Source organism: Allosphingosinicella sp., from assembly GCF_036570505.1.
Taxonomy (GTDB): Bacteria; Pseudomonadota; Alphaproteobacteria; order Sphingomonadales; family Sphingomonadaceae; genus Allosphingosinicella.
Genome location: NZ_DATCYB010000031.1, coordinates 24,955 through 48,848 on the forward strand (window position 1 = coordinate 24,955; position 23,894 = coordinate 48,848).

Annotated in this window: 20 protein-coding genes; 8 read left to right on the forward strand and 12 right to left on the reverse strand. The window is 66.4% G+C overall.

All coding sequences use genetic code 11. The annotated features are described in order from the left end of the window. Positions 1-146: 146 nt before the first annotated feature. Positions 147-1,226, forward strand: coding sequence for a DUF5694 domain-containing protein (locus tag VIR62_RS02335; protein ID WP_431868359.1), 1,080 nt, complete (start codon positions 147-149; stop codon positions 1,224-1,226). A gap of 13 nt (positions 1,227-1,239) precedes the next feature. Here VIR62_RS02335 and VIR62_RS02340 read toward each other — a convergent pair whose 3' ends face one another. Next, a complete protein-coding gene (locus tag VIR62_RS02340; protein WP_431868361.1) occupies positions 1,240-1,701 on the reverse strand; it encodes a peptidylprolyl isomerase in 462 nt (153 codons plus the stop codon). A gap of 139 nt (positions 1,702-1,840) precedes the next feature. Here VIR62_RS02340 and mgtE point away from each other — a divergent pair, with 139 nt between their 5' ends. Together mgtE and VIR62_RS02350 are read left to right on the forward strand one after the other, a co-directional pair. Then, entirely contained in the window at positions 1,841-3,256 is a 1,416-nt protein-coding gene (mgtE, locus tag VIR62_RS02345) for a magnesium transporter (RefSeq protein ID WP_431868363.1), read from the forward strand. 40 nt (positions 3,257-3,296) lie between these two features. Next, positions 3,297-3,701, forward strand: coding sequence for a DUF1489 domain-containing protein (locus VIR62_RS02350; RefSeq protein WP_431868365.1), 405 nt, complete (start codon positions 3,297-3,299; stop codon positions 3,699-3,701). Between the two features lie 33 nt (positions 3,702-3,734). On the opposite strand, the gene VIR62_RS02355 is transcribed toward VIR62_RS02350, so the two are convergent. From VIR62_RS02355 to fdxA, 4 genes are all read right to left on the reverse strand, one after another. After that, positions 3,735-4,430, reverse strand: coding sequence for a head GIN domain-containing protein (locus VIR62_RS02355; protein ID WP_431868367.1), 696 nt, complete (start codon positions 4,428-4,430; stop codon positions 3,735-3,737). Between the two features lie 46 nt (positions 4,431-4,476). Then, positions 4,477-5,214, reverse strand: coding sequence for a head GIN domain-containing protein (locus VIR62_RS02360; protein ID WP_431868369.1), 738 nt, complete (start codon positions 5,212-5,214; stop codon positions 4,477-4,479). Positions 5,215-5,330: 116 nt separating this feature from the next. Then, on the reverse strand, positions 5,331-5,867 hold the full coding sequence (locus VIR62_RS02365; RefSeq protein WP_431868370.1) for a CarD family transcriptional regulator: 537 nt from the start codon (positions 5,865-5,867) through the stop codon (positions 5,331-5,333). 256 nt (positions 5,868-6,123) lie between these two features. Further along, on the reverse strand, positions 6,124-6,462 hold the full coding sequence (gene fdxA, locus VIR62_RS02370; protein ID WP_431868372.1) for a ferredoxin FdxA: 339 nt from the start codon (positions 6,460-6,462) through the stop codon (positions 6,124-6,126). 142 nt (positions 6,463-6,604) lie between these two features. On the opposite strand from fdxA, the gene VIR62_RS02375 reads away from it, so the two are divergent. After that, positions 6,605-7,525: a DUF2268 domain-containing putative Zn-dependent protease gene (locus tag VIR62_RS02375; RefSeq protein ID WP_431868374.1), complete on the forward strand. Its 921-nt coding sequence runs from the start codon at positions 6,605-6,607 to the stop codon at positions 7,523-7,525. Positions 7,526-7,532: 7 nt separating this feature from the next. On the opposite strand, the gene VIR62_RS02380 is transcribed toward VIR62_RS02375, so the two are convergent. Together VIR62_RS02380 and VIR62_RS02385 are read right to left on the reverse strand one after the other, a co-directional pair. After that, positions 7,533-7,829, reverse strand: a complete 297-nt coding sequence (locus tag VIR62_RS02380; RefSeq protein ID WP_431868376.1) for an RNA-binding S4 domain-containing protein — start codon at positions 7,827-7,829, stop codon at positions 7,533-7,535. Further along, on the reverse strand, positions 7,822-10,338 hold the full coding sequence (locus VIR62_RS02385) for a helicase-related protein (protein WP_431868378.1): 2,517 nt from the start codon (positions 10,336-10,338) through the stop codon (positions 7,822-7,824). The genes VIR62_RS02380 and VIR62_RS02385 overlap by 8 nt, the downstream gene beginning before the upstream one ends. A gap of 202 nt (positions 10,339-10,540) precedes the next feature. Here VIR62_RS02385 and VIR62_RS02390 point away from each other — a divergent pair, with 202 nt between their 5' ends. Continuing rightward, positions 10,541-12,076, forward strand: a complete 1,536-nt coding sequence (locus VIR62_RS02390; RefSeq protein ID WP_431868380.1) for a M23 family metallopeptidase — start codon at positions 10,541-10,543, stop codon at positions 12,074-12,076. 61 nt (positions 12,077-12,137) lie between these two features. Here VIR62_RS02390 and VIR62_RS02395 read toward each other — a convergent pair whose 3' ends face one another. The 3 genes from VIR62_RS02395 to VIR62_RS02405 form a co-directional block, all read right to left on the reverse strand. Next, entirely contained in the window at positions 12,138-13,841 is a 1,704-nt protein-coding gene (locus VIR62_RS02395; protein WP_431868382.1) for an ATP-binding protein, read from the reverse strand. A gap of 91 nt (positions 13,842-13,932) precedes the next feature. Then, positions 13,933-14,688 carry a TIGR02186 family protein gene (locus VIR62_RS02400; RefSeq protein WP_431868384.1) on the reverse strand — a complete coding sequence of 252 codons (756 nt, stop codon included), beginning with the start codon at positions 14,686-14,688 and terminating at the stop codon, positions 13,933-13,935. Between the two features lie 2 nt (positions 14,689-14,690). Beyond that, positions 14,691-15,605 carry a sulfite exporter TauE/SafE family protein gene (locus VIR62_RS02405; protein ID WP_431868385.1) on the reverse strand — a complete coding sequence of 305 codons (915 nt, stop codon included), beginning with the start codon at positions 15,603-15,605 and terminating at the stop codon, positions 14,691-14,693. A 507-nt stretch (positions 15,606-16,112) separates the two neighbouring features. Here VIR62_RS02405 and VIR62_RS02410 point away from each other — a divergent pair. Then, positions 16,113-17,639 (forward strand): FAD-dependent oxidoreductase, encoded by a 1,527-nt coding sequence (locus VIR62_RS02410; RefSeq protein ID WP_431868387.1) that lies wholly within the window; start codon positions 16,113-16,115, stop codon positions 17,637-17,639. Here VIR62_RS02410 and VIR62_RS02415 read toward each other — a convergent pair. Continuing rightward, positions 17,599-19,131 carry a lipopolysaccharide biosynthesis protein gene (locus VIR62_RS02415; RefSeq protein WP_431868388.1) on the reverse strand — a complete coding sequence of 511 codons (1,533 nt, stop codon included), beginning with the start codon at positions 19,129-19,131 and terminating at the stop codon, positions 17,599-17,601. The genes VIR62_RS02410 and VIR62_RS02415 overlap by 41 nt on opposite strands. Then, positions 19,128-21,908 carry a DNA polymerase I gene (polA, locus tag VIR62_RS02420; RefSeq protein WP_431868390.1) on the reverse strand — a complete coding sequence of 927 codons (2,781 nt, stop codon included), beginning with the start codon at positions 21,906-21,908 and terminating at the stop codon, positions 19,128-19,130. Before polA ends, VIR62_RS02415 begins: the two co-directional genes overlap by 4 nt. Before the next feature lie 176 nt (positions 21,909-22,084). Here polA and VIR62_RS02425 point away from each other — a divergent pair, with 176 nt between their 5' ends. Together VIR62_RS02425 and VIR62_RS02430 are read left to right on the forward strand one after the other, a co-directional pair. After that, positions 22,085-22,942, forward strand: a complete 858-nt coding sequence (locus tag VIR62_RS02425) for an alpha/beta fold hydrolase (protein WP_431868392.1) — start codon at positions 22,085-22,087, stop codon at positions 22,940-22,942. A gap of 63 nt (positions 22,943-23,005) precedes the next feature. Then, positions 23,006-23,893 carry an alpha/beta fold hydrolase gene (locus tag VIR62_RS02430; protein WP_431868394.1) on the forward strand — a complete coding sequence of 296 codons (888 nt, stop codon included), beginning with the start codon at positions 23,006-23,008 and terminating at the stop codon, positions 23,891-23,893. Position 23,894 lies beyond the last annotated feature (1 nt).

Here is a 23,894-nt window from a genome sequence, read left to right on the forward strand (position 1 = left end):
GATCGAACGCGGACGTCGGGCACCTGACCCCCCTCCTAAAGAGCGGGAGATCGTGCCGGGGTGCTTTGATTGGTCCGGGTCCGTACGGACTGTTGACCCAGCTGTATTATTCTACTAACTCACCTCGCCGACGAGAGGGAGAGGTTATGTTGCGTACAATGATCGCCGGCCTGTTGGCGGCCTGCTGCGCCGTCGGCGCGGCCGGCGCCCAGACCTACCATCCCGCGTTCGACCCGAGCGCGCTCAAGGGGCCGCGGTTCGGCGCGCCGAACGCAGTGATGATCCTCGGCTCCCCGCATCTTTCGGGCCTGCCGGAAAGCTTCGACCCGGCCACCCTCCGGCCGCTGCTCGACCGGCTGGAAGCGTGGCGGCCGCAGGCGATCGCGATCGAATCGCTGTCGGGGCCGCAGTGCGACTTCATGCGCCATTATCCGGCGCGCTATCGCGACACGGTCGAAGGCTATTGCTGGGATCCGGCCCCGGCGCGGGCGGCGACCGGTCTTGATGTCCCCGCAGCGACGGCAGAAGCGGAGCGGCTGCTGGCCGCCTGGCCGGCCGAGCCGACGCCGAGCCAGCGCCGGCGGCTGGCGGCCGTGTTTCTGGCCGGCGGGGATCAGGCCTCGGCTCTCGTCCAGTGGTTGCGTCTATCCGAAGCAGAGCGCCGCGCCGGCGACGGGCTCGACGAGGTTCTGGCCGCGCGACTCGACGAGCTTCGCGGGCGGCGCAACGAGACGATGCTCATCGCCGCGCCACTGGCCGCGCGGCTGGGGCTCGAGCGGGTCTATCCGATCGACGACCATACCGCCGGTGCGACCATCGCTGACGAGAAGGCCTATGGCGAGGCGATCACCAAGGCCTGGGACAACCCGGCGACCGCGCGGCGACGGGCGATGAGCGCGAGACTGGAGGAGCGGATCGGAACAGGGGAAGGCGTGCTCGCGATCTACCGCGCCTATAATGCGCCGGGAGAGGCCAGGCTGGCGTTCGACAGCGACTTCGGCGCCGCGCTCAACGAGCCCTCGCCGCAAGAATTCGGGCGCGGCTATCTGGGCTATTGGGAAACGCGCAACCTGCGCATGGCGGCGAACATCCGCGAGATGCTGGGCGCGCGCCCAGGCGTCCGTGCGCTGGTCATCGTCGGCGCCTCGCACAAGGGCTATATCGAAGCCTATCTGGACCAGATGCACGACGTGCACCTTGTCGACACCGACAAGGTGCTGCGCTGATCGCGCCCGCGCCCTAGTCCCGGAGCGAGGCCTTCACGATACGCCCCGGCTTGGCGGGGGGCTCGCCCTTGGGGAGGGCGTCGACATGCTCCATGCCTTCGCTCACCTCGCCCCAGACGGTGTATTGGCCGTCGAGAAAGCGTGCGTCGTCGAAGCAGATGAAGAACTGGCTGTTGGCGCTGTTGGGGCTCTGCGAACGCGCCATCGAGCAGACGCCGCGGACATGCGGTTCGCGGCTGAACTCGGCGGGCAAGTCGGGCTTGTCGGAGCCGCCCATGCCAGTGCCGGTCGGGTCGCCGCCCTGCGCCATGAAGCCGTCGATGACGCGGTGGAAGACGACGCCGTCGTAAAATTCCTCCTCGGCGAGCTCCCTGATCCGCTCGACATGCTGGGGGGCGAGGTCGGGGCGCAGGCGGATGACGACGTCGCCGCCGCTATCGAGGGTGAGGACGAGGGTGTTCTTTTCGTCGGCCATTATCATCTCCTGATCGGGAAGTCGGACGCGACTTAGGCGCGGCGCGGAAAAGACGCCACCCCAGGCGCCCGGAAATATCGACAGGCGCCGCGCCCGCGCCTAGGAAGCGCTTTCGGCACAGGGCTTTGAGGAGAGGGCGATGAGCGACAGCGAACTCGAAACGCCCGCCACCCCCGCACCCGAAGAGCCCGAGGACCGGCTCGACGAGGACGATCGGCTGCGGCCCGATTTCGTCCGCCGCGTGCTCGACCGGGTCGACGCGGGTGACACCGACGGCGTGCGCGAGCTGGTCGAGCCGCTCCACCCCGCCGACATGGCCGACCTGTTCGAGATCGTCGATCGCGACGAGCGCCAGGCACTGGCGGCGGCCGTCTCGGACCTGCTCGACGCCGAGGTCTTCTCGGAAATGAATGACTGGGTGCGCGAGGAGCTGATCGACGCGCTCGAGCCGCACGAGGTCGCCGACATCGCCGGCCAGCTCGAGACCGACGACGCCGTCGCCATCATCGAGGACATGGAGGAGGACGACCAGCGCGCCGTCCTCCGCGCCCTCGACCCCGATGATCGGGCCGCGATCGAGGAGGCGCTCACCTTCCCCGAGGAATCCGCCGGCCGCCTGATGCAGCGCGAGCTGATCGCGGTGCCCGAGCATTGGAATATCGGTCAGGTGATCGATTATCTCCGCGCCGGCGAGGGTCTGACGACCGACTTCTGGGAAGTCTTCGTCGTCGATCCGCAGCATCATCCGGTGGGGACGGTGCAGCTCTCCTGGATCCTGCGCACGCCGCGCCACATCGCCATGGCTGACCTCATGCGGCGCGAGCAGACCCTGATCCCGGTCGACATGGACCAGGAGGAAGTCGCGCTCCGCTTCCAGAAATATGCGCTGATCTCGGCCGCAGTGGTCGATGAAGCGGGCCGCCTGGTCGGCATGATCACCGTCGACGACATCGTCCACATCATCCAGGAAGAAGCGGGCGAGGACGTCCTCCTGCTCTCCGGTGCCGGCGAAGGCGACATCAACGAGCCGATCCGCGACAGCTATAAGGCGCGCGTGCGCTGGCTGGTGGCGAACCTCGGCACCGCGCTGGTGGCTTCGACTATCATCGCCCTGTTCGGCGCCGCGATCGAGGAGATGGTGGCGCTCGCAGTGCTGATGCCGATCGTGGCGTCGATCGGCGGCAATGCGGGCACGCAGACGATGGCGGTGGCGGTGCGAGCGCTCGCCGTGAACCAGCTCACCCGCTCCAACACCTGGCGCACTATCTGGCGCGAGATCAGGCTGGCGCTCTTGAATGGCGTCACCATCGCCATCCTGATCGGCCTCGGCGCCGGCTTTGTCTTCTCCAACGCGGCCCTGGGCGGCGTCATCGCCGCCGCCATGCTGATCAACATCGCCGTCGCCGGCCTCGCCGGCGTCATGGTTCCGGTCCTGCTCGAGCGACTCGACCAGGACCCGGCGGTCGCCTCGTCGGTGTTCGTGACGATGATCACCGACTCCATGGGCTTCCTCGCCTTCCTCGGCCTTGCGGTGGCGAGCGGCCTCGTCGGCTAGGGCCTTGCTCGCCTCTCGCCAATCCGGCAGAGGCTTGGCCATGTCTCCCCTCCATATCAGCAAGGTCGCGGTTGGATGCAGGACCTTCGAGGCGCTGAGGAAGCGGCAGGAGGCGAGGCTCTCGGATGGCGTGGTTCCCATCACGACACGCTTCCGGCCGACGCGGGCCGACGAGTTGATCGGCGGCTCGATCTACTGGATCGTCAAGCACCGCCTCGCCGCGCGGCAGACGATCCTGGGCTTCGCCGACGGCGAAGACCGGCGGACGATCATCCGGCTCGACCCAAAGCTCGTGCCCGTCCGGGCGCGGCCGAAGCGTGCCCATCAGGGCTGGCGCTACATGACGGCTGATGAGGCGCCGGGGGATTTCGACGGTGACGACGAAGGGCTCGCGGCGATGCCGCCCGATCTTGCCGTCAAGCTGGCTTCGCTGGCGTTGATCTAGGTCGGACCGGGAGCTTGCCGAGGCAGGCTCGACTCATTCGTCTCCGCAAACGACGCGTCCGATGCCCCGCGCGCTGACGTCGCAATCGGGCGATCCGTGGATGGTCGTGTCGCCGGAGCCGGTGGCGTTCACCTCGACCGTCTCCGTCACCGTCACGGCGATCGTGCCGGCGGTGTCGGCGTTCACCTCGGCCTGTTCGACGGTGAGCGCGCGGGCGTCGAAATCGCCGCTGCCGCTGATGGCGGCGGTGAGCTTTTCCGCCGCGCCGCCGACCGCGATACGACCCGAACCCAGCAGGCTGACGAAGAGATTGTCCGCCGCGACGCGGGCAACCTCGAGGCCGCCGCTTCCGGTGACGGCGACGTCGAAGCGCATGGCCTCGACCTCATCTATGACGAGACGACCGGACCCGTTGACCGACGCCGCGCGAAGATCGTGCCCAGTGACGACGATCTCGACCGGACCCCGCTGCTCTCCGGGATAGCCGCCCCAGGCGGAGCGGTTGGGGCTTATGCGGAGCGTCCGGCCTTCGACGTCGATCGCCACGCGCTCCAGCGCCCGGCTGCCGCCCGACGCGGTCGCCGACGGCGACTTGCCGGTGGCGAGCGTTACGACGAAAGGCCCGTCGACCCGGATGCGGTCGAAATCGGTGACGGTATAGCGCCGCTCGGCCGCCTGAGCCGGCGCGGTGGCGGTGAGGGCGAGGGCGGCGAGCATGATCCTGTTCATGGGATCGGGATCATGCCGCGCAATGGTTAACGGCTGATAAGCAAACTCAGCCGCCGCAGCGGACGTCGCCGGAACCCATCTTGCTGACCGAGCATTTGGCCGAGCCGCTGATCGCGACATCGCCCGAGCCCATGATCGACACGTCGGCGCTCTCCATCGCGCGCGCCCGGACGCCACCCGATCCCACGATCGACACGTCGGCCGACTGGCTTTCAAGGTCGGCGATCTCGACGTCGCCCGACCCGGCGATCGAGACGCTGGTGCGGGTGGCGGTGCCGGCGGCGTGGATGCCGCCCGAACCGGCGATCGAGAAATCGGCCGAGCCGACGCGGAGCGAGGCGATGTCCATGTCGCCCGAGCCGCCGATCGAAGCGGAGAAACTGCCGCCTTCGACGGCATCGATCCGCATGTCGCCCGAGCCGCCGATCGCGGCGCCGGCAAGTATCGGCGTCGTCACGTAGACGGTGACCGGCCGCCGGCTGCCCGAGGAGCCGAACCAGCCACGGTCCTTCTTCGTGCCGATATGAAGGTCTCCGTCCTTCACCTCGATCTTCAGCCGCTCGACCTCCGACGCCGGTCCCTCCGCGCGCACGGAGGCGGCGGGCCCTACCTTGACGACGACATTGTGATGGCCGCCGAGCGAGACGGAATCAAAGACACCGACATCGAAGGTGCGCTGCGCGGTCCGGTTGTCGGCTTCATTCGGCTCGCCTTCCTGGGCGTCGGCGCCGAAGCCGCAGGCGGCGATGGTGAGGGCGGGTATCAGAACATAAGCGGCGCGCATGGCGATCCTCCTGCTGTCTTAGTGGCGCAATACACCAGACCTTCATCGGTCGCAACATGAAAAAGGCGGCCCGTCGCCGGACCGCCTCTTCTGGACTGGATCGACAAGCGCGAGGCTTATTTCTCCAGCATCTTTTCCTTGTTGTAGACGGCTGCGGCCTTGTTGAGGATCTCGAGGATCTTCTCCAGGGCGGCGGGCTCGTCGACCTGCTCCATCGCGGCCAGCTCGCGGGCGAGGCGGCTGGAAGCGGCCTCGAAAATCTGCCGCTCCGAATAGCTCTGCTCGGGCTGGTCGTCGGCGCGGAAGAGGTCGCGGGTCACTTCCGCGATCGACACGAGATCGCCCGAATTGATCTTCGCTTCATATTCCTGGGCGCGGCGCGACCACATGGTGCGCTTCACCCGGGGCTTGCCCTTCAGGGTCGCGAGCGCTTCCTGCATCGTCTTGTCGGACGACAGCTTGCGCATGCCGACGCTCTCGGCCTTGTTGGTGGGAACGCGGAGCGTCATCCGCTCCTTCTCGAAACGCAGCACGTAGAGTTCCAGCTGCATGCCGGCGATATCCGTGCTCTGCAGCTCGACGACGCGACCGACGCCGTGCTTGGGGTAAACCACATAGTCGCCAACGTCGAAGTTCAACGCCTTCGTTGCCATGAATCAGACCTTCCCATGGAGAGAGCCGCAAAACCCGCCCAACCGCATCGGCCCCATCAGATGCGGTTCCAGTCGTGATTTTACGGCGGTTCAAAATTCAGATCGCCACGTGCGGACACAAGCGAGCATCCGCTTCGATGACAGTTATATAACAAGGATTGGCCCGAAAATCTAGGCCGGGAAGGCGTCTTTCATCCGGAATCCACGGGTATTGGCCGCCTTTGCGGCGAATACCGTATAACTTTTTCCAGTGGGCTCAGTCGCCCTGGCCGGGTTCCGCCGAGAAATATTTGTCGAACTTGCCTTCCTCGCCCTTATGCTCGTCGGCATCGGCCGGGGATTCCCGCTTGCGAGTAATGTTCGGCCATTCGGCGGAATAGGTGGTGTTGAGCTCCAGCCACTTCTCCAGCCCGTTCTCGGTATCGGGCAAGATGGCTTCCGCCGGACATTCGGGCTCGCAGACGCCGCAGTCGATGCACTCGCTGGGATTGATCACCAGCATGTTCTCGCCCTCGTAGAAACAGTCCACCGGACAGACTTCCACGCAATCCATATATTTGCAGCGGATGCAGGCATCGGTGACGACGTAGGTCATGGGACAAGCTTCTCCTGAGACGATGAGTCCCTAGTCTTCGGGCGGCGCGCTCGTCAATGCTCACGCGCCGGCGCCAGATATCAAGAGATGGTCACCTTGCTGGTTATAGCCAATGGTGTGTTGTTTTGCTAAGACACCTTCCATGAAACTCGATATTATCACCTCGGCCGCCTTCGTCTTGCTCCTTGGGGCCGCCGCTCCGCCGACCGCCGTTCGCCCGGAGATCGTCACCGGGGACGTCGACCGCTTCTTTGCCGTCTACGACACGGCCAAGGGCGAGCCGACGGCCGAGCAGCTTCAGCGCGACTATCTCGACAAGGGCAGCAACGGCCTCGACGAGTTCGCCAGGATCAGGAGAATAACAGGCGAAAGCATCGCGGCCGCGATCGCCAAGCGGCCGGAGATTTATGTGAACGCGAGACGATGCGCCGCCGTCCTGCCGGCGGTGAAAGCCCGGCTCACGGCCGCGTTGACGCGGCTGGGCGAACTCTATCCCCAGGCGATCTTTCCGCCGGTGACGCTGGCGATCGGGAGGACCAAGCCGGTCGGGGTGGGGAACGCGGCGGGCGGCGTCATGATCGGCCTGGAAGCGCTGTGCCACTTCGACTTCCTCAACCCGGACGCCGAGGACCGCTTCGTCTCCATCATCGCGCACGAATATGTCCATGTGCAGCAGCCGGCGGCCCAGGTCGAGGAGGCGGAAGTCACGGTGCTCGAGGCTTCCCTCATCGAAGGCGGCGCCGAATTCGTGGCGGAGCTGATCGGCGGGTCGGTCGGCTACAGCCACCTCGCGGCGGCGGCGAAAGGGCGGGAGAAGGCGCTGGAGACCGAGTTCGTGGCGGAGCAGGGCGAGACGGCCATGGGCTCCGACTGGCTCTATAACGGCATCGGAACGGCGGAGAGGCCGGGCGATCTTGGGTATTGGGTCGGCTATCGGATCGCCAAGGCCCATTATCAGGGCGCCAAGGACAAGAAGGCGGCGCTCAAGGACATCATCGAAATGCGCGACGCGCAAGCCTTCCTTGCCAAGAGCGGCTGGTACCCGGGCATCCCGCTGGATTGATCGTCGGCTACTCCGTCCCGGCGTCGGGCGCGGGCTCGGCGGGCAGCTCGACATAGAACGCCCGCGCCTCGGGGGCTGGACCTCGGCGCACAGGCAGAGCGTCGATCCGGATCACGCGCACGGTGCCGCGCTGGGCAAAGCTCAGCACGTCGCCGACCCGCACCAGGGCATGGGCGCGGTCGACGACGCGGCCACCCATCCGGATGCGGCCCTCTTCCGCCAGCGCCTGCGCCTGGACGCGTGTCTTCACGATGCGCGCGAACCAGAGAAACTTGTCGAGCCGAAGGCTATCCGCCTCAGCCATTGCGGCGAAGCTCCGCGAGGGCGGCGAAGGCGTGGCCGGGATCGACCTTGCGCTCGGTTCGCGGCCGTGCGCGGCCCTTCCAGATCCAGCCCTGCGCGTTGGCCGCTGGACGAAAGCCGATCTCCCGCATCAGCTGGGCGACCGCCTGTGGCTGAAGGCCGAGCGAGGTGGCGAGCCCCGCGTCGACGACGCTGGCTTGTTTGCCGCTCCGCGCCTCATGCGCGTGGCGCGCCAGCCGCTCGACCAGATCGACGCGCAGCATTTGTGGACCGAGCGGCCGAAAGCCAAGCTTGGCCGAAAGGAGGCGTCCGGGCGCCTCCGGCGTCGGCAAGACCACCGTTCCGGGAGGCGGAAGGGCTGGCATAGGCTCTTTCGATGCGGCGCAGCGGAGCGCCGTCCGCCAACGCATCGCCTCCGGCTTCAGCATGTCCGGCATGAAGAGGTCGAGCGCGCCGATCCGCACCTTGAGCTTAGAAAGCCGCCGCCGCTGCTCTCGCTCCAGGCTCGACAGCGGCTCGGCCAGGGTTCCGCGCGCGACGATCCCGCCCTCGTCGACCAGCAGAGCGAGGACCGAACGAACCACGGCCGGCGTCGAGGGATCGCGCGCCGCCAAGCCCGCCGCGCGCAGCGGCCCCAGCGATTGCTCGACGCGCGCCCTCACCCATGCCTTCAATCGCTCGATCACGGCCTCACGGCTCCGATCGGATACGCGCTCGATCCTTTTGTCGAGGAGCACGCGGGGGCTGAGCAGGTTTTTGCCGGGGCCGAGCCGCGCCACCTCATGGCCGCGCCAGAGAATGGCGACGGACTCGCCCGGCTCGGTGCGGAGCGAGAAGTGATCGTCGGTGTCGGCGACCAAGGCGCCGGCACGCTTTTCATATTCGCCGCCCAGGCGCCGCTCGGCGGTGGCGAGCAGCATCTTACGGTCGGAATGACGCGCGGCGGGATCGACCTGGAAATCGAAACCCTGCAGGCGGCCGATGGCATAACTGCCGACGCTGACCTCGCCTTCCTCGTCGATCATCACCGGGAACTCGCCGGCATTCTTGCCGCCGATGTCGCGCATCAGCACGGCCGTCCGCCGATCGACGAAGCGCTGGGTCAGCCGCTCGTGGAGGGCGTCCGACAGCTTCTCCTCCACCTCGCGCGTGCGCTCGGCCATGAGCGCCGGATCGGCGAGCCAGTCGGCGCGATGGGCTATGTAGGCCCAGGTCCTCACCCCCGCGATCCGGTCCGCGAGCGTCTCGATATCGCCCTGGACATGGTCGAGCCGCGCCACCTGCTCGGCGAACCAGCCTTGCGGGATGCGGCCGTCGCCTTCGCTCAGATGGCCGTAGAGCCGCGCGACCAGCCGGGCGTGATGATCCGCGCCGGTCTTGCGGAAGTCGGGGAGGCCGCAGGCGGCCCAGAGGCGGCGCACCCGATCGGGTCCGGTCGCGCGCCGGCGCACTTCGTCATCCTCGGCGACGCGCTTCAGCACGGCCAGGTCGACCGCTTCCGGCGCCGCCCATAATTGCTGCTCGCTCGGCCGGCGCTCCAGCGAGCGGATGAGGGCATCGACGCTGCGGAGATCGGGGTCGCCCTCGCGCCAGAAGAGGTGATCGAGCGGGGCGAAGCGATGCTCCTCGATCGCCTCTATCTCCTCGGGCCGGAACTCGGCGCCATGGTCGCCCTGGAGAGTCAGAGTGCCGAAGGTGCCGTCGCGCTGGTGGCGCCCGGCACGCCCGGCGATCTGTGCCATCTCGGCTGGAGTCAGCCGCCGGCGCCGGCGCCCGTCGAACTTGCCGAGGCCGGCGAAGGCGACATGGCTCACGTCCATGTTGAGCCCCATGCCGATCGCATCGGTCGCGACGAGATAATCGACCTCGCCGGCCTGATACATGGCGACCTGTGCGTTGCGGGTGCGGGGAGAGAGGGCGCCCATCACCACCGCCGCGCCGCCGCGCATCCGGCGCAGCATCTCAGCGACCGCATAGACTTGCTCGGCGGAGAAAGCGACGATCGCCGAGCGCGGTGGCAGGCGCGACAGCTTGGCCGGGCCGGCATAGGAGAGCGTCGAGAAGCGCGGCCGGCCGATAATCTCCGCTTTGGGAAGCAGGGCGCGCACCATCGGCTTAAGGCTTTCCGAGCCGAGGATCATCGTCTCCTCGCGGCCGCGCGCGTGCAGCATCCGGTCGGTGAAGACATGGCCGCGCTCCGGGTCGGTGCCGAGCTGCGCCTCGTCGATGGCGACGAAGGCGACGTCGCGCTCCATCGGCATCGATTCCGCTGTGCAGAGGAACCAGCGCGCGTCCTTCGGGACGATTTTCTCCTCGCCGGTGATCAGCGCGACCTGCTTTTCGCCCTTGAGCTTGACGACCCGGTCGTAAACCTCGCGCGCCAGCAGACGCAGCGGAAAGCCGATCATCCCGCTCGAATGGCCGCACATCCGCTCCACCGCGAGATGGGTCTTGCCGGTGTTGGTCGGCCCCAAGATGGCCGCCAGCGGCGCCCGGGCGAAATCGCTCATGCCCATTAGATTGGAACAGGGCCGTCGCTTGGCAATGTTCCGTCGCCGACTCGGCTCACCGACACGGCGGCGCGCTTCACCGCAACGGTGCGCCGGCGCGGAATCGCTTTACTTTACTTTAACCGTCTTTCCCCACAGTCCTAAGCTCCTGGCGCGCAAGCGTCGCGGGGTTATTTTTCCGGGGCCGCGGGGGCATCCGAACTTGTATCAGTTCAACGACATCGGTGCCGGGCAGGGCGGCGGAGCGGCGGCGCTCAGCCTCGACCGCGCGCTGGGCCGGCGGCCTATCGCCCCGGCGCGCGAAAGGCTCCGAGATTTCCGTGCCCGCATCGAAGAGGTCGACCTCGTCGTCGACCTCGGCGTCCGCATCGGCTCGCGCGAATGGATGCGCGGCTTCGCCACCTGTGCCGCGCTTTGCTATGCCGCCTGGTCGTTCGCACCGGGGATCGAGCCCTTGCAGGGCGCCGTGCCCGCGCCCATGCCCGACGCGCAATGGGAAGAAGCCCGCGCGCTGTCGATCGCGCCGCTCGCGCTCGGCGCCGACACCGGCCGCCGCATGGCGCCGAACGAAGCGGTCGAGGCACTCACCGACACGCCGGAGCGACCGCGCATCGATTTAGTCGCCACGCTCGGGCGGGGCGACAGTTTCGCCCGCGTCCTCGAGCGCGCCGGCGTCGCAGAGGCGGAGGCCCTGACGGTAGCCGAGATCGTGTCCGGGGCCATCGCAGTCGATGAAGTCAAGCCCGGAACGGCCGTCGACATCAGCCTCGGCCGCCGGCCGAACAAGGCCGTGCCCCGGCCGCTCGAAGCGCTGACCTTCCGCGCTCGCTTCGATCTTGAATTGGCCGTCGAGCGCGTGAACGGCGCGCTGGCACTGAAGCGCATCCCGATCGCCGTCGACGACACCCCGCTCCGTATCCAGGGCCGTGTCGGCTCCAGTCTCTATCGCGCGGCCCGCGCCGCCGGGGCGCCGGGCAAGGCGATCGAAGCCTATCTACGCGCCATCGCCACCCAGATCAGCATCGGCCGCATCGGCGCCGACGACGAGTTCGACATCATCATCGAGCATCGCCGCGCCGCGACCGGCGAGACGGAAACCGGCAAGCTGCTCTATGCCGGCCTCGATCGATCGCGCGGCGACGACGTCGAGTTGATGCAATGGGAATATGGCGGGCGAGCGCAATGGTTCGAGGCGTCCGGCGTCGGCAAGTCGAGCGGCATGCTCCAGCGTCCGGTTCCAGGCCGTGTGACTTCGGCCTTCGGCAAGCGCCGCCATCCGATCCTGGGTTACACCCGCATGCACAAGGGCATGGATTTCCGCGCCGGCCACGGCACGCCGATCCTCGCAGCCGCCGATGGACGCGTCGTTCGCGCGGGGCGGGCCGGCGGCTATGGCAAGCAGGTCCGCATCAAGCATGAGGGCGGCCTGGTGACGAGCTATTCCCATATGAGCCGGATCGCCGCCGACAGTGGCAACCGTGTGAAGAAGGGGGAAGTTATCGGCTATGTCGGCTCGACCGGCCTTTCGACCGGCCCGCACCTCCATTACGAGCTCTATCGCAACGGCGTTCCGATCAACCCCGCGTCGGTCAAGTTCACCACGCGCGCGGAACTGAGCGGCCGGGACCTCGCCAATTTCAAGGCACAGCTCCTCGAGCTGAAGGGGGTGCCGGTCGGCGGCGAGGCGGCCACCCGGTCCGCCAAAGCCGATGAAAAGGCGTCGGATACGATCGCCTGATCAATCCCTCTCAACCAGAACCTTCAACCAGAACTTCCAGCGAACGTCTTTCGCCTGAGACCTACCGCCCCTGTGCGCGCCAGCGCTTGACGACGCGGGCGACCATCGCCTCCTCTTCGCCGGTCTGCTTCCACAGTTCCGAGAAAGCGGGATCGGACGAGGCCGGGCAGCGGTCGCGCTCCAGATCGTCGAATGCGACCCGGATCGGGATCGACACACCTTCGCCGCAAATGATGCATTCGCGATTGCGGAGCGCCGGGATGACGTCGAGGAAGCCGCGCGCGCCCTCCGGCATCGCACTCTTCACGAACGCCTGGTCGCGATCGTTGTTAAGGCGCATGCAGACAATGGTGCCACACTGCGACAGCACGCCTTCCGCGAGATCCGAGGGACGCTGGGTGATGAGGCCGAGGGATATGCCATATTTACGGCCCTCCTTGGCGATCCGCTCGAGGATCTTGCGCACGGCCTGACCGCTCGAGGTCTTGTCCGCGGGGACGTAGCGGTGCGCCTCTTCGCAGACCAGCAGAACCGGGCGCTGGAGCTCGTTGCGCGACCAGATGGCGTAGTCGAAGACGAGGCGCGACAGCACCGCCACCACCACCGAAGTGATATCCGAAGGCACGCCCGACACGTCCACGATCGAGATCGGCTTGCCCCTGGCCGGCAGGCGGAAAATCTTGGAGATGAAGGCGGTCATGCTATCGGCGACGAGCATGCCCGAAAACATGAAGCTGTAGCGGGGGTCGGCCTTCAACTCGTCGATCTTGGTCTTGAGCCGCATGAACGGCGCGGTGTCCGTCGCCTTGTTCAAGAGGCCCATCTCGTGGGTGATGGCGTTGGTGAGGTCCGACAGCGTGTAGGGGATCGGCGAATCGACGGTGAGCTTGGTCAGCCCTTCGGCCGCCCGGTTCTTGGCTCGGGCGTGAAGCAGGCACTTGGCGAGGATGTCGCTGTCGCGCTGGCGATCGGCGCCCTGCGAGGTGACGAAGACCTCGCAATGCTCCTCGAAGTTCATCAACCAATAGGGCATGGCGAGGTTGTCGACGTTGAACAGCTCGCCATGGCCCTTGAACGCGGCCGAATATTCGCCGTGCGGGTCGACCATGACGATGTGCCCCTCGGGCGCCATGTCGCAGATGCGGTGCATGATGAGGGCGGCCGAGGTCGATTTGCCGGTGCCGGTGGAGCCGAGCAATGCGAAGTGCTTGCCGAGCAGTGCGTCGATATAAAGCGCGCCGCGTACGTCCCGTGTAGGATAGACCGTGCCGATCTCGATATGCGGCCGCTCATCGGCCGAGAACATCTGCTTCAGATCGTCGCCGGCCACCGGGAAGACGCGATTGCCGGGTATCGGATAGCTGGTGATGCCGCGCTTGAAGTTGACGAGCTTTCCGGTCTTGTCATCCTCGTCGCCCTCGCCAAGGAAGTCGACCTCGGCGGACACCATATCACCCTCGGCATCGATGATGCGAAGGTGACGGACATTGGCGAGCAGCCAGCGCCCGCCCGATTCGAGCTTCACCTGGCTGCCTACCTGCCCCGACATGGCGACACTGGGGTCGGCATCGGCCGCGAGTTCGCGCAGGCGAGGACCGCTTATCTGGATGCGAGCCCCGCCGCCGGAAACTTCGAAGACCGACCCGATAGCCTCATGGCGGGTCGGCAAGGGCCGAAGGGGCGACGCCGAGGTGGGCGTGGACTGAACGGCGGGCGCCGGCCGGTCGTCCCGTGGCAGGCTCTGAAAGTTCATCATGTCGGTCATGCGGGCGTGGTCTTTCCTGTTGGCGCCTTTCGTCGAGCCAACCACCTAGACCATAAGCGTAAAGAACTTCCTTGCGACGGGTCGCGGACCGTCACCGGCGACGGAAGAGCGCGCTCCCCGCCCAGCCGAGGAAGAGGGATACCAGCACGGCGACCAGGCCGTAGGCGAGCGACCAGCGCTCCGCCGCATCCGCCACGAACCGCTCGAAGCCCAGTTTCTCGATCCGGATCGCGCGCACGGCGGCCGCTATCACGCGGCCGTCCTGGATGAGGAAGGTCTCGGCCGTATAGTTGCCGACCGGCACCCGCGCGGGAATGTTGATCCTGGCGCGGTAAAGGACGCCGCCGGTGATCTCCACGCCGTCCGGCTTCTCGAAGTAGAGCTGCTGTCGCCGCATCAGATCGACGAGGCCCGTCTCGAACCTCTGCTGTTCGTCGGGCGTCGCGCCCGCGCCGGGGGAAAGCTGCAGATATTCGAGGCCCAGTTCGTAAATGGCCGCCATCCGCTCATCGACCAGCTCCGACAGCGGGCTGGACGAGGCGACCGCATAGAAGGACGGCGCGGAACGGAAGCGCTCGCTTTCGACATTCATCCAGATGCCGGCGACCTTCTGCTTCTCGCGCACGATGATCGGCTGCGACGGTCCTTTCACGACCACTGCGATGTCGGCCGGATCCTCCGGAACCACGCCGCCCGGATAGATGATCGCGCCGAACAGGAGCAGCTCGGCGCCGGTGAAGGAATATTGGATCTGGATTTCCCGCTGGGAAACATCCGGCACGAGCAGCGGCTCGGCAGCGCCAAGCGACAGCGGCGCCAACAGCAGCAGCGAAAGAGCTCTGGCCAACCTCAAAGCAGCTGCACCGTGTAGATTTCGGGCGGGCGCCAGCCGAGCCCCAGCGCCATGCGGAAGGCGACCCCCAGGACCATGATCGCCAAGGCCATACGGAGCATTTCCGGCTTCACCTTCTGCGCGAAGCGCGCGCCGAACTGGGCGCCGACGACACTCGCCAGAAGCAGCAATATGGCGAGGACGATATCGACCGACTTGGTCGTCAGGGCATGGATCAAGGTCGTCGCGGCGGTGATGAACAGGATCTGCAGCAGCGAGGTGCCGACCACGACGCTGGTCGACATGCCGAGCAGGTAGATCATCGCGGGGACGGCGACGAAGCCGCCGCCGACGCCCAGAAGGACCGTCAGCACACCCGTGAAGAAGCCGAGAGCGAGCGGTGCAAGCGGAGAGATGTAAAGTCCGGAGCGATAGAAACGCCAGCGCATCGGCAGCGCCGCGATGATCGGATTGTGCCGCCGCGCCGGCTTGCGAGATTTTTCCGGCGACTTGATAATCCCGAGAGAGGCGGCGGATTCCTTCACCATCAGGACGCCGATGCCGCCGAGCATGACGACATAGAGCAGCGCGATGACGGTATCGATCTGACCGCTATCCTGGAGGAGGCGGAACAATCCGCCGCCCGCAAGCGCGCCCAGGAATCCGCCCGCGATAAGCACGCCGCCCATCCGGTAATCGACGCCTTTCCGGCGCCGGTGCGCAAGCATGCCCGAGACGCTGGTGCCGGTGATCTGGGTGGTTGCCGATGCCACGGCGACGCTGGGGGGGATGCCGTAAAAGATCAGGATCGGCGTGGTGAGGAAGCCGCCGCCGACGCCGATCATGCCGGTCAGGAGGCCGACCACGCCGCCGAGGCCGATGATCACCAGTATATTTACGGACATTCCGGCGACGGGCAGATAGATATCCATGGGCGCGCGAAGCTAGCCGCTAAACGACAGGGGCGGAAGGCCGCGCGCGGCGCCCCGGTCAAAAATCCGAAGAGAGGGTAAGAGCTGGGCCGGAAGCCGGCGCGGCGTTCCCGGCGGCCCGAAACCGCCCCTCGGCAGCGAGGCGAAGAATGGCGCCCCCTGGACGGCAGGGCAATCGGCACCCGGGGCCCGACGTCGAGCCGCGACAATCCCGGCTTCGCGGCACCCCAAAGGCCCACGCCCGCCCTTAGCCTCTTTTTGGAGTCGATCGGGGCGGTCAGCTGCGCCGACCCCGTCCGCGAACAGGTCTCTTCGGCGCAAGCACACCGCGCCCGCCTGCGCATAGGCGTCGAGCCGCACCGGCCCGACGAGCCGACGCTCGGAGACATCGCCATAGGCGAGCAGTGCAGGAACATCCACGTGAAGCGGCTGAAAGCAAGTGCGCCTGCTGTGGCGGAACATCGCCGGGACCAGTCGGTTGCTTTTCGAAGCCTTTGAGGAACCCAAATGAACGTCGGCGACGAGCGAAGCATTTCATATTGGATGGAGACGGCGCCCGCGATCGACGCTCCGCCGCTGCCGTCGAACGCCAGTTGCGACGTAATCGTAATCGGCTCGGGAATTGCCGGCCTTTCCACCGCCTATGAGCTCAGCCGCTTCGGCCGTTCGGTGATCGTCATCGACCGCGGCGCGGTCGGGCGCGGCATGACGGCGCGGACGACGGCCCATCTCTCCACCGAACTCGATGATTTCTATTCGGAACTGATCCGGGTACGCGGCGAGGACGAAGCGCGGCTCTTCCATGACAGCCAAGTGGCGGCAGTGAACCGGGTCGAGACGATCTGCCGGGACGAAGGCATCGACGCCGATTTCGCGCGCGTCGACGGCTTTCTCTTCCCGGCCGAGGAGAAGCATCGCGCCGATCTGGAAGAGGAATATCGGGCGTGTCGGAGCCTCGGCATCGACGTCGAATGGGACGACTGCGCGCCCATCCCCGGTCTCGACACCGGCCGCGCGCTCCGTTTCCCCGACCAGGGCCGCTTTCATCCCACCCGGTATCTGGCCGGCCTCGCCCGCGCCATCGAGGCTAGCGGCGGCCGACTTCATGGCGATACCGCCTATATCTCCCATCGTGAGACGGGCGAGGGTGTCGAGATCATGACGGAAAGCGGTCCGGTCATTCGCGCGGGCGCGGCCGTGTTCGCGACCAATTCGCCGGTGAACGACAGAGTCGCGATCCATTCCAAGCAGGTGCCGAGCCGCACCTATGCCATTGCCGGACGGGTGGCGAAGGGATCGGTGCCGGACGCGCTCGTCTGGGACACCCATGAGGCCTATCATTATGTGCGCCTGCAACCTTTGGACGATACTGAAGATTTGCTGATCGTGGGCGGCGAGGATCATCGTTCGGGCGAATTGAACGACATGGGCGAGCGCTTCGGCCGCCTCGAACAATGGACACGCGAGCGTTATCCGGACTTCGGCTCGACCCAATATCGCTGGTCGGGACAGGTGATGGAGCCGATCGACTTCATGCCGTTTAGCGGTCGCAATCACGGCAGCTCCAACATCTACGTCCACACGGGCGATTCCGGGATGGGGATTACCAATGGCGTCGCCGGCAGCCTCACCATCCTGCCGCTGATCATCGGCGAGGACAGCCGTTATGCGCCCTTGTTCGATCCGGGCCGCAAGGCGGCGTCAATACCGGCCGCGACCGAATTCGTGAAAGGCCAAGCGGGGGCGGTGAGGAATTTCAGCGAATATCTGCGGCCCGGCGACGTCAAATCGGCGGACGACCTCGCGCCCGGCGAGGGAGCCGTCGTGCGCGAAGGGATGAGAAAGATCGCCGCCTGCAAAAGTGAGGACGGCACCATCGTCCGCCGTTCCGCCGTCTGCACGCATCTCGGCTGCCTGGTGCACTGGAACAGCTTCGAGAAATGCTGGGACTGCCCGTGTCATGGCTCCCAATTCGCGCCGGACGGGGAGGTGCTCAACGGTCCCGCGGTAACGGCCCTGGGATCGGCAGACTAGGCTCCTCGCCCGCCTTCATCCGGAACAGGACGCGGTCCTCATGGGTGAAGCCGCGCGTCCACAGGATGATGCCGAAGACGCCGAGGATGAAGGGGATGCCGAAGATCAGCTCCGCCCATTCGTAGCTGCGCGGCAGGAAGGTGAAGGCGGAGCCAACGACCGTCGCGCCCGCCGCGGCCCAGACGAGGGGCCAGCGCCATCCGGAGACGGGTGCGCCGAGAAGCCGCCCAAGCAGCCTTGCCTTCAGGACCGACGCGAGTCCGAGCGCCAGGGACAGCGCGATGGCCGGCCCAGCCGCCTGGAAGGTCGTCGGCCAATTGAGCGTCCGCATCGCCAGGATGAGCGCAATCGACAGGGCGATCTGGATGACGATCATCAGGGTCGAAATCATCAGATTGCGGTGGCGGGCGATATAGACGAGCGCGGCTTCGGACACCGCCGCCGTCGCGGCCACGACCTCTGCGGCCAGCAGGAAACCCAGGACGCCCGTGCCGCTGATGAACTCCTCGCCGACCAGCCCCATCACCGCCTCGCCCGGAATGCCGAGCGCCAGCGCCACGCCCGCCTGCGCGGCGATTATCCAGAAGCCGACCTGGCGCACCTGCTTGGCCACGGCGGCCTTGTCGCCTTCGGCCAGCTTCTGGGTGATCACGGGCCCGAGGATCGGATCGAAGCTAGTCTTCAATTTCTGCGGCAAGGAGGCGACCTGCTGGGCGACATAATAGACGCCGACGACAGCCGGCGAGAAGAAAAGGCCGAGGATGGCGATGTCGATCCGGCGCGAGCCCCATTCGATCGCATCGGCAGCGGCCAGCGGCGTGTTGCGCCGCGCCAGCATCCATAAGGTTCCGGGTTCGGGCCGCCAGCCTTGCGGCATGCCGTAGGCCCTGAACAGCGGCCAGAGCGAGGCGGCCAGCGCCGCCAGCATCGAAATCACATAGGCGATGATGAGGCCGTCGCGGCTGGACAGGGTGAAGTAGAGAACGGTCGCGGCGATGCTGATCGTCCAGGGTTCGATGATCGCCCTCGCGGTCACGGTCGCGCGGATGTTGTGGCGATAGGCGAGTGCCGCCAGCGCCACGTCCGACCCGGCGACCGCGAAAACGATCAGCGGCAGCAGCCATTCGACCCCGCGCACCTGGCTGTTCGGAAACATCGCTTGGGGGAAGAGGGCAAGCAGGGCGGTTCCCACCGCCGAAGCCAGGAAGGCGGCGAGCATCGCATCCCACACCACATTCACATGCGGCTTTTCGGTCAAGGAGAGCTGCTGGGCGAGGCCGCGCTTCAACCCCAGTGTCGCGATCTGCGCCGCGAATTCGACGATCAGCACCGCATAGGCGAAACGACCCAGCGCCTCCGGGCCGTAATAGCGGCCGGCGACGATCAGGAACGGTATGCGAGCGGCGAGTCTGAGCAGAAAGCCGAAAAAATTGGTGCGGCCGCCCTTCGCGAGCGCCGCGATATCTTCATTGCCCGGAGCCGGCTGGCTCAATGCGCCTCGCCCCAATTGGGGCCGGTGCCGATCTCGACTCCAAGCGGCACGGAGAGATTCACGGTCGGCTCGGCGGCACCCTCCATCACTCGGCGGATCACTTCGCTCGCCCGCGCCGCGTCGGCTTCGGGCACTTCGAAGACCAGCTCGTCATGGACCTGGAGCAGCATGCGTGTGGACCTTAGTCCCTCCGCTTCCAGCGCCGGCGCCATGCGCGCCATCGCCCGCTTGATGATGTCGGCGGCGGTGCCCTGGATCGGGGCGTTGATCGCGGCACGCTCGGCGCCCTGCCGCTCATGCTGGATATTGGCCTTGATGCGCGGGAAATGAGTCTTGCGACCGAATAGGGTCGTCGTGAACCCGGTCTCCCGGGCCTTGGTCAAGGTCTCGCCGATATAGGCGCGGATGCCGGGGAAGCGATCGAAATAGCGATCGATGATCGCCTGGGCTTCGTCGGCGGTGACGCCGAGCCGGCCGGCGAGGCCCCAGCGCGAGATGCCGTAGAGGATGGCGAAATTGATCGTCTTGGCACTCGCGCGGGTGTCGCGGTTCACCTCCCCGAACAGCTCCTGCGCCGTCATGTTATGAATGTCCGCCCCTTCGGCAAAAGCCTGCTTGAGCTGCGGCACGTCGCAGATATGGGCGGCGAGCCTGAGCTCGATCTGGCTGTAGTCGGCCGAGACGACGGCATGGCCGGGCTCGGCGATGAAGGCGTCGCGGATGCGCCGGCCGATCTCGGTGCGGATCGGAATATTCATCAGGTTGGGATCGGTCGAGGCGAGCCGTCCGGTCTGCGCGCCCGACAGGCTGTAGCTGGTGTGGACCCGGCCGGTGTCGGGGTTGATCTGCTCCTGAAGCGCGTCGGTATAGGTGGATTTGAGCTTGGTCAGCTGCCGCCAGTCGAGCACTAGCTGGGCGATCGGCACGCCGCCGCGCGCCAGCCGCTCGAGCTCGGTGACGTCGGTCGACCAGGTGCCGGACTTGCCCTTGCGCCCGCCCTCCAGACCCATCTTGTTGAATAGGATGTCGCCCAACTGCTGGGGCGAGCCGATGGTGAACTTGCAGCCTGCCTCGCCGCAAATCTTCTCCTCCAGATCGGCGATCTGCGCGTTGAATTCGGCGGAGAGGCCTTTCAACACCTCGCGATCGACTTTGACGCCGTCACGCTCCATGCGTCCGATCACGGCGACCATCGGCCGGTCGACCAGTTGATAGACTCGGGTGACACGCTCGGCCGGCAGACGGGTCTTGAACCGCGTCCAGAGCCTCAAGGTCACGTCGGCGTCCTCACCGGCATATTCGGTGGCGCGGTCGAGCGGGACCTGGTTGAAGGTGATCTGCTTCCGGCCCGTGCCGCACAGCTCCTTGTAGGTGAGGCACTGATGGTCGAGATGCTTCTTGGCGAGATCGTCCAGCGCATGGCTGTTGAGTCCGCCCGCGTCGAGGTTGAAGCTCATTACCAGCGTGTCGTCATAAGGCGCGATGTGGATGCCGCGCCGGTTGAAAACCACCCAGTCGAATTTGAGATTGTGGCCGATCTTGAGGACCGCTTGATCCTCGAGCAGCGGCTTCAGCTTGGCGAGGGCGAGAGCGGAGTCGATCTGCGGCGGGCGATCCGAAAGCAGGTCGTGCCCGCCATGCTCCAGCGGGATGTAGCAGGCGCGGCCGCAATCGGTCGCCAGGCTGATGCCGACGAGGTTGGCGGTGACGCAGTCACGGCCGTCCGTCTCGGTGTCGAAGGCGACGAGGCCCTTCTCGTAGGCCTCGGCGATCCAGCGATCCAGCGCCGTTTCGTCGGTGACGGTCTCATAGGCCGAACGGTCGATCTTCGGCTCCGGCCGCACCTGGGGTTGCGCAGGCACCGCCCGGCGCGCGGCGGCCTCTTGCGTAGCCGCCGAGGCGCTCCCGCCGCTGTTGAGCCGCGCGAGCAGCGACTTGAAGCCGTGAAATTCGAGGAACTCGCGCAACGGCCCGTCCGGGATGCCCTTTATCGAAAGATCCTCGAGCGGCTCCGGCAGCGGCGCGTCGCAGATCAGCCGCACCAGCTCACGACTGAGCCTCGCCATGTCGGCATGCTCGATGAGATTCGACTTGAGTTTGGGCTTAGTGATCTCCTCGACGTTGGCGATGACGTTCTCGACCGAGCCATATTGCTGGATGAGCTGCGAGGCGGTCTTCGGGCCCACGCCCGGCACGCCGGGCACATTGTCGACGCTGTCGCCCATCAGCGCCAGCACCTCGCCCAGCTGCTCGGGCGGCACCCCGAATTTCTCGATCACATAGTCGCGGCCGATGCGGCGGTCGTTCATCGTGTCGAGCATGTCGACGCTGCCGTCCTCGACAAGCTGCATCAGATCCTTGTCGCTGCTAACGATGGTGGTTTTCCATCCCGCCGCCTTCGCCGCCATCACATAGCAGGCGATGATGTCGTCCGCCTCCAACCCTTCCTCCTCGATGCAAGGGATGGAGAAGGCACGGGTGGCGTCGCGGATCAGCGGGAATTGCGGCACCAGCTCGGGCGGCGGCGGCGGCCGGTGCGCCTTGTACTGGTCGTACATCAGGTTGCGGTGCGTGCTCTCCGACTTGTCGAGGATCACGGCCAGATGCGTGGGGCCGTCCGACTTGTTGAGGCTGTCGGCGAGCTTCCAGAGCATCGTCGTATAGCCGTAGACCGCGCCGACATTGAGGCCATGCCGGTTGGTGAGCGGCGGCAGCCGGTGGAAGGCGCGGAAAATGTAGCTGGAGCCGTCGACCAGATAGAGATGCGGGGAGGACATGGGAGGGTGGTCTAGCCGATCCATTGTCCGCGACAAACCACTTCCGTCACTCCCGCGAAAGCGGGAGTCCAAACGACGCACTCATCTGGAAATAGCTCGGAATGGATTCCCGCTTTCGTGGGAATGACGGTAAATTGTAATCTGACGTTCAAGCCAGGCGTGGAATGTAGGCCCTCATGAAACGCAGGGATTTCCTCTTCACCGCCGCCGCGGCGAGCGTGGCCGCGCTCGTCCCGCCGGCCTTCGCGGCGCCGACGCGATTCGCCTCGAGCCGGATTTCGGTCGTTGTCCAAGGGAGCGGCCCGGACGTCGTCCTCATCCCCGGCCTCACTGCCTCACGCGACATGTGGCAGGGCACGGTGGCGGCGATGCCGGGCTATCGCTACCACCTCGTACAGGTCGCGGGGTTCGCCGGCACGCCGGCCGGGGGCAATGCTTCGGGCAAGGTGGTCGCGCCGGTAGCCGCCGAGATCGCCCGCTATATCGACGAGGCGAACCTCCGGACGCCCGCCCTCATAGGCCATTCGATGGGCGGCACGCTGGCGATGATGATCGCCGCGCGCCATCCCGCCGCGGTCGGTCGCGTGATGGTGGTCGACATGCTGCCGGCGCCCGCGGGCCTGCTGGGATCGAGCGCCGAAGCCATCCGCCCGCTCGCCGACGCACTCGCCGGCGTGCTGACGTCCTCGCCGGGCGGGCGCCAACTGCTCGAATCGCTGGTTGGCGGCTTCGGCGCCAGCGACGATGCAGCGCGAAGCGACAGCGACGTGGTCGCGAGAGCCATGCACGAACTCGCCCTGATCGACCTCACCGCGGAGCTGCCGAGGATCGCGGCGCCGATGACCGTGGTCTATGCGACGCCGCCGCCGGGGGGTGGAATCAATCCGGCCCAGGTCGTCCACGATTACACGCAAGCCTATCGCCCCGCGCGCACGGCCGAGTTGATCCCGATCGCCAACAGCGGCCACATGATCATGTACGACCACCCCCAGCGTTTCCGCGCCGCGGTGAAAGCGTTCCTTCAGGAGAGCTGAACGGTCTCGCCCCCGTCACGAACTGCGGCTATGGCTGGGGCTATAAAGTGGTGGGGAGCCGACATGTTCAGAAGGCAGTTTCTTCATGCGCTGGCGGCGTTCGCCGGGTTGTTGATCGCGACGCCCGGCCTGACCGAGGCGGAAAACTTCCAGTCCGACCGCATCATCGTCGTCGCCAAGGGCTCCGGGCCCGACGTGATGCTCATCCCCGGCATGACCTCCTCCCCCAGCGCCTGGCGGAGCGTGGCCGACATGCCCGGCTATCGCTTCCACTATGTCCAAGTGAAGGGCTTTGCCGGCACAAAACCTGAAGCCAATGCGCAAGGCGATGTCTCGGCGCCGGTCGCCGGCGAGATCGCGCGCTACATCAAGGCGACGGGCCTGGAACGGCCCGCCTTCATCGGCCATTCGATGGGCGGCACCATGGCGCTGATGATCGCCGCTCGTCATCCCGATGCCGTCTCGAAGGTGATGGTGGTCGACCAGCTTCCCTTCATGGGCATCGTCTACGGCCCTCCCGGCACGACGCCCGAGAGCGTCCGGCCCACCGCCGACAGGCTTCGCGCGGGAATGGTCGAGGCGACACCCGAAGAGTTCCAGAAGCGGCTGGAAGCGATGACTACCGCGATGGTGCGCAACGAAGAGCAACGCGCGCTAGTCCTCGCCGACGCCACGGCCAGCGACCGCCGGACCGTTGCCAATGCCTTCCACGAGTTGATCGTCATCGACCTCCGGCCCGAGCTTTCATCGATCAGGGTTCCGGTCACTGTCCTTTATGTGACGCCGGAAGGTGTGCCGCTGACGGACGCGCGGATCGACGCCATATATCAGGCCTCTTATGCGCCGCTTGCGGGCGTGAAGCTCGTGCGTATTCCCGACAGCGCCCACTTCATCATGTCCGACAATCCAGAGCGCTTCAAAGCGGAGATGAAAGCCTTGCTCGCCGAGTGAG

Coding starts and splice junctions, on each gene's coding strand:
- VIR62_RS02335 (WP_431868359.1), top strand. CDS start 147: ATGTTGCGTACAATGATCGCCGGCCTGTTGGCGGCCTGCTGCGCCGTC.
- VIR62_RS02340 (WP_431868361.1), bottom strand. CDS start 1,701: ATGGCCGACGAAAAGAACACCCTCGTCCTCACCCTCGATAGCGGCGGC.
- VIR62_RS02410 (WP_431868387.1), top strand. CDS start 16,113: ATGAACGTCGGCGACGAGCGAAGCATTTCATATTGGATGGAGACGGCG.
- VIR62_RS02425 (WP_431868392.1), top strand. CDS start 22,085: ATGAAACGCAGGGATTTCCTCTTCACCGCCGCCGCGGCGAGCGTGGCC.
- mgtE (WP_431868363.1), top strand. CDS start 1,841: ATGAGCGACAGCGAACTCGAAACGCCCGCCACCCCCGCACCCGAAGAG.
- VIR62_RS02430 (WP_431868394.1), top strand. CDS start 23,006: ATGTTCAGAAGGCAGTTTCTTCATGCGCTGGCGGCGTTCGCCGGGTTG.
- VIR62_RS02375 (WP_431868374.1), top strand. CDS start 6,605: ATGAAACTCGATATTATCACCTCGGCCGCCTTCGTCTTGCTCCTTGGG.
- VIR62_RS02385 (WP_431868378.1), bottom strand. CDS start 10,338: ATGAGCGATTTCGCCCGGGCGCCGCTGGCGGCCATCTTGGGGCCGACC.
- VIR62_RS02355 (WP_431868367.1), bottom strand. CDS start 4,430: ATGAACAGGATCATGCTCGCCGCCCTCGCCCTCACCGCCACCGCGCCG.
- VIR62_RS02405 (WP_431868385.1), bottom strand. CDS start 15,605: ATGGATATCTATCTGCCCGTCGCCGGAATGTCCGTAAATATACTGGTG.
- VIR62_RS02365 (WP_431868370.1), bottom strand. CDS start 5,867: ATGGCAACGAAGGCGTTGAACTTCGACGTTGGCGACTATGTGGTTTAC.
- VIR62_RS02395 (WP_431868382.1), bottom strand. CDS start 13,841: ATGACCGACATGATGAACTTTCAGAGCCTGCCACGGGACGACCGGCCG.
- polA (WP_431868390.1), bottom strand. CDS start 21,908: ATGTCCTCCCCGCATCTCTATCTGGTCGACGGCTCCAGCTACATTTTC.
- VIR62_RS02360 (WP_431868369.1), bottom strand. CDS start 5,214: ATGCGCGCCGCTTATGTTCTGATACCCGCCCTCACCATCGCCGCCTGC.
- fdxA (WP_431868372.1), bottom strand. CDS start 6,462: ATGACCTACGTCGTCACCGATGCCTGCATCCGCTGCAAATATATGGAT.
- VIR62_RS02350 (WP_431868365.1), top strand. CDS start 3,297: ATGTCTCCCCTCCATATCAGCAAGGTCGCGGTTGGATGCAGGACCTTC.
- VIR62_RS02380 (WP_431868376.1), bottom strand. CDS start 7,829: ATGGCTGAGGCGGATAGCCTTCGGCTCGACAAGTTTCTCTGGTTCGCG.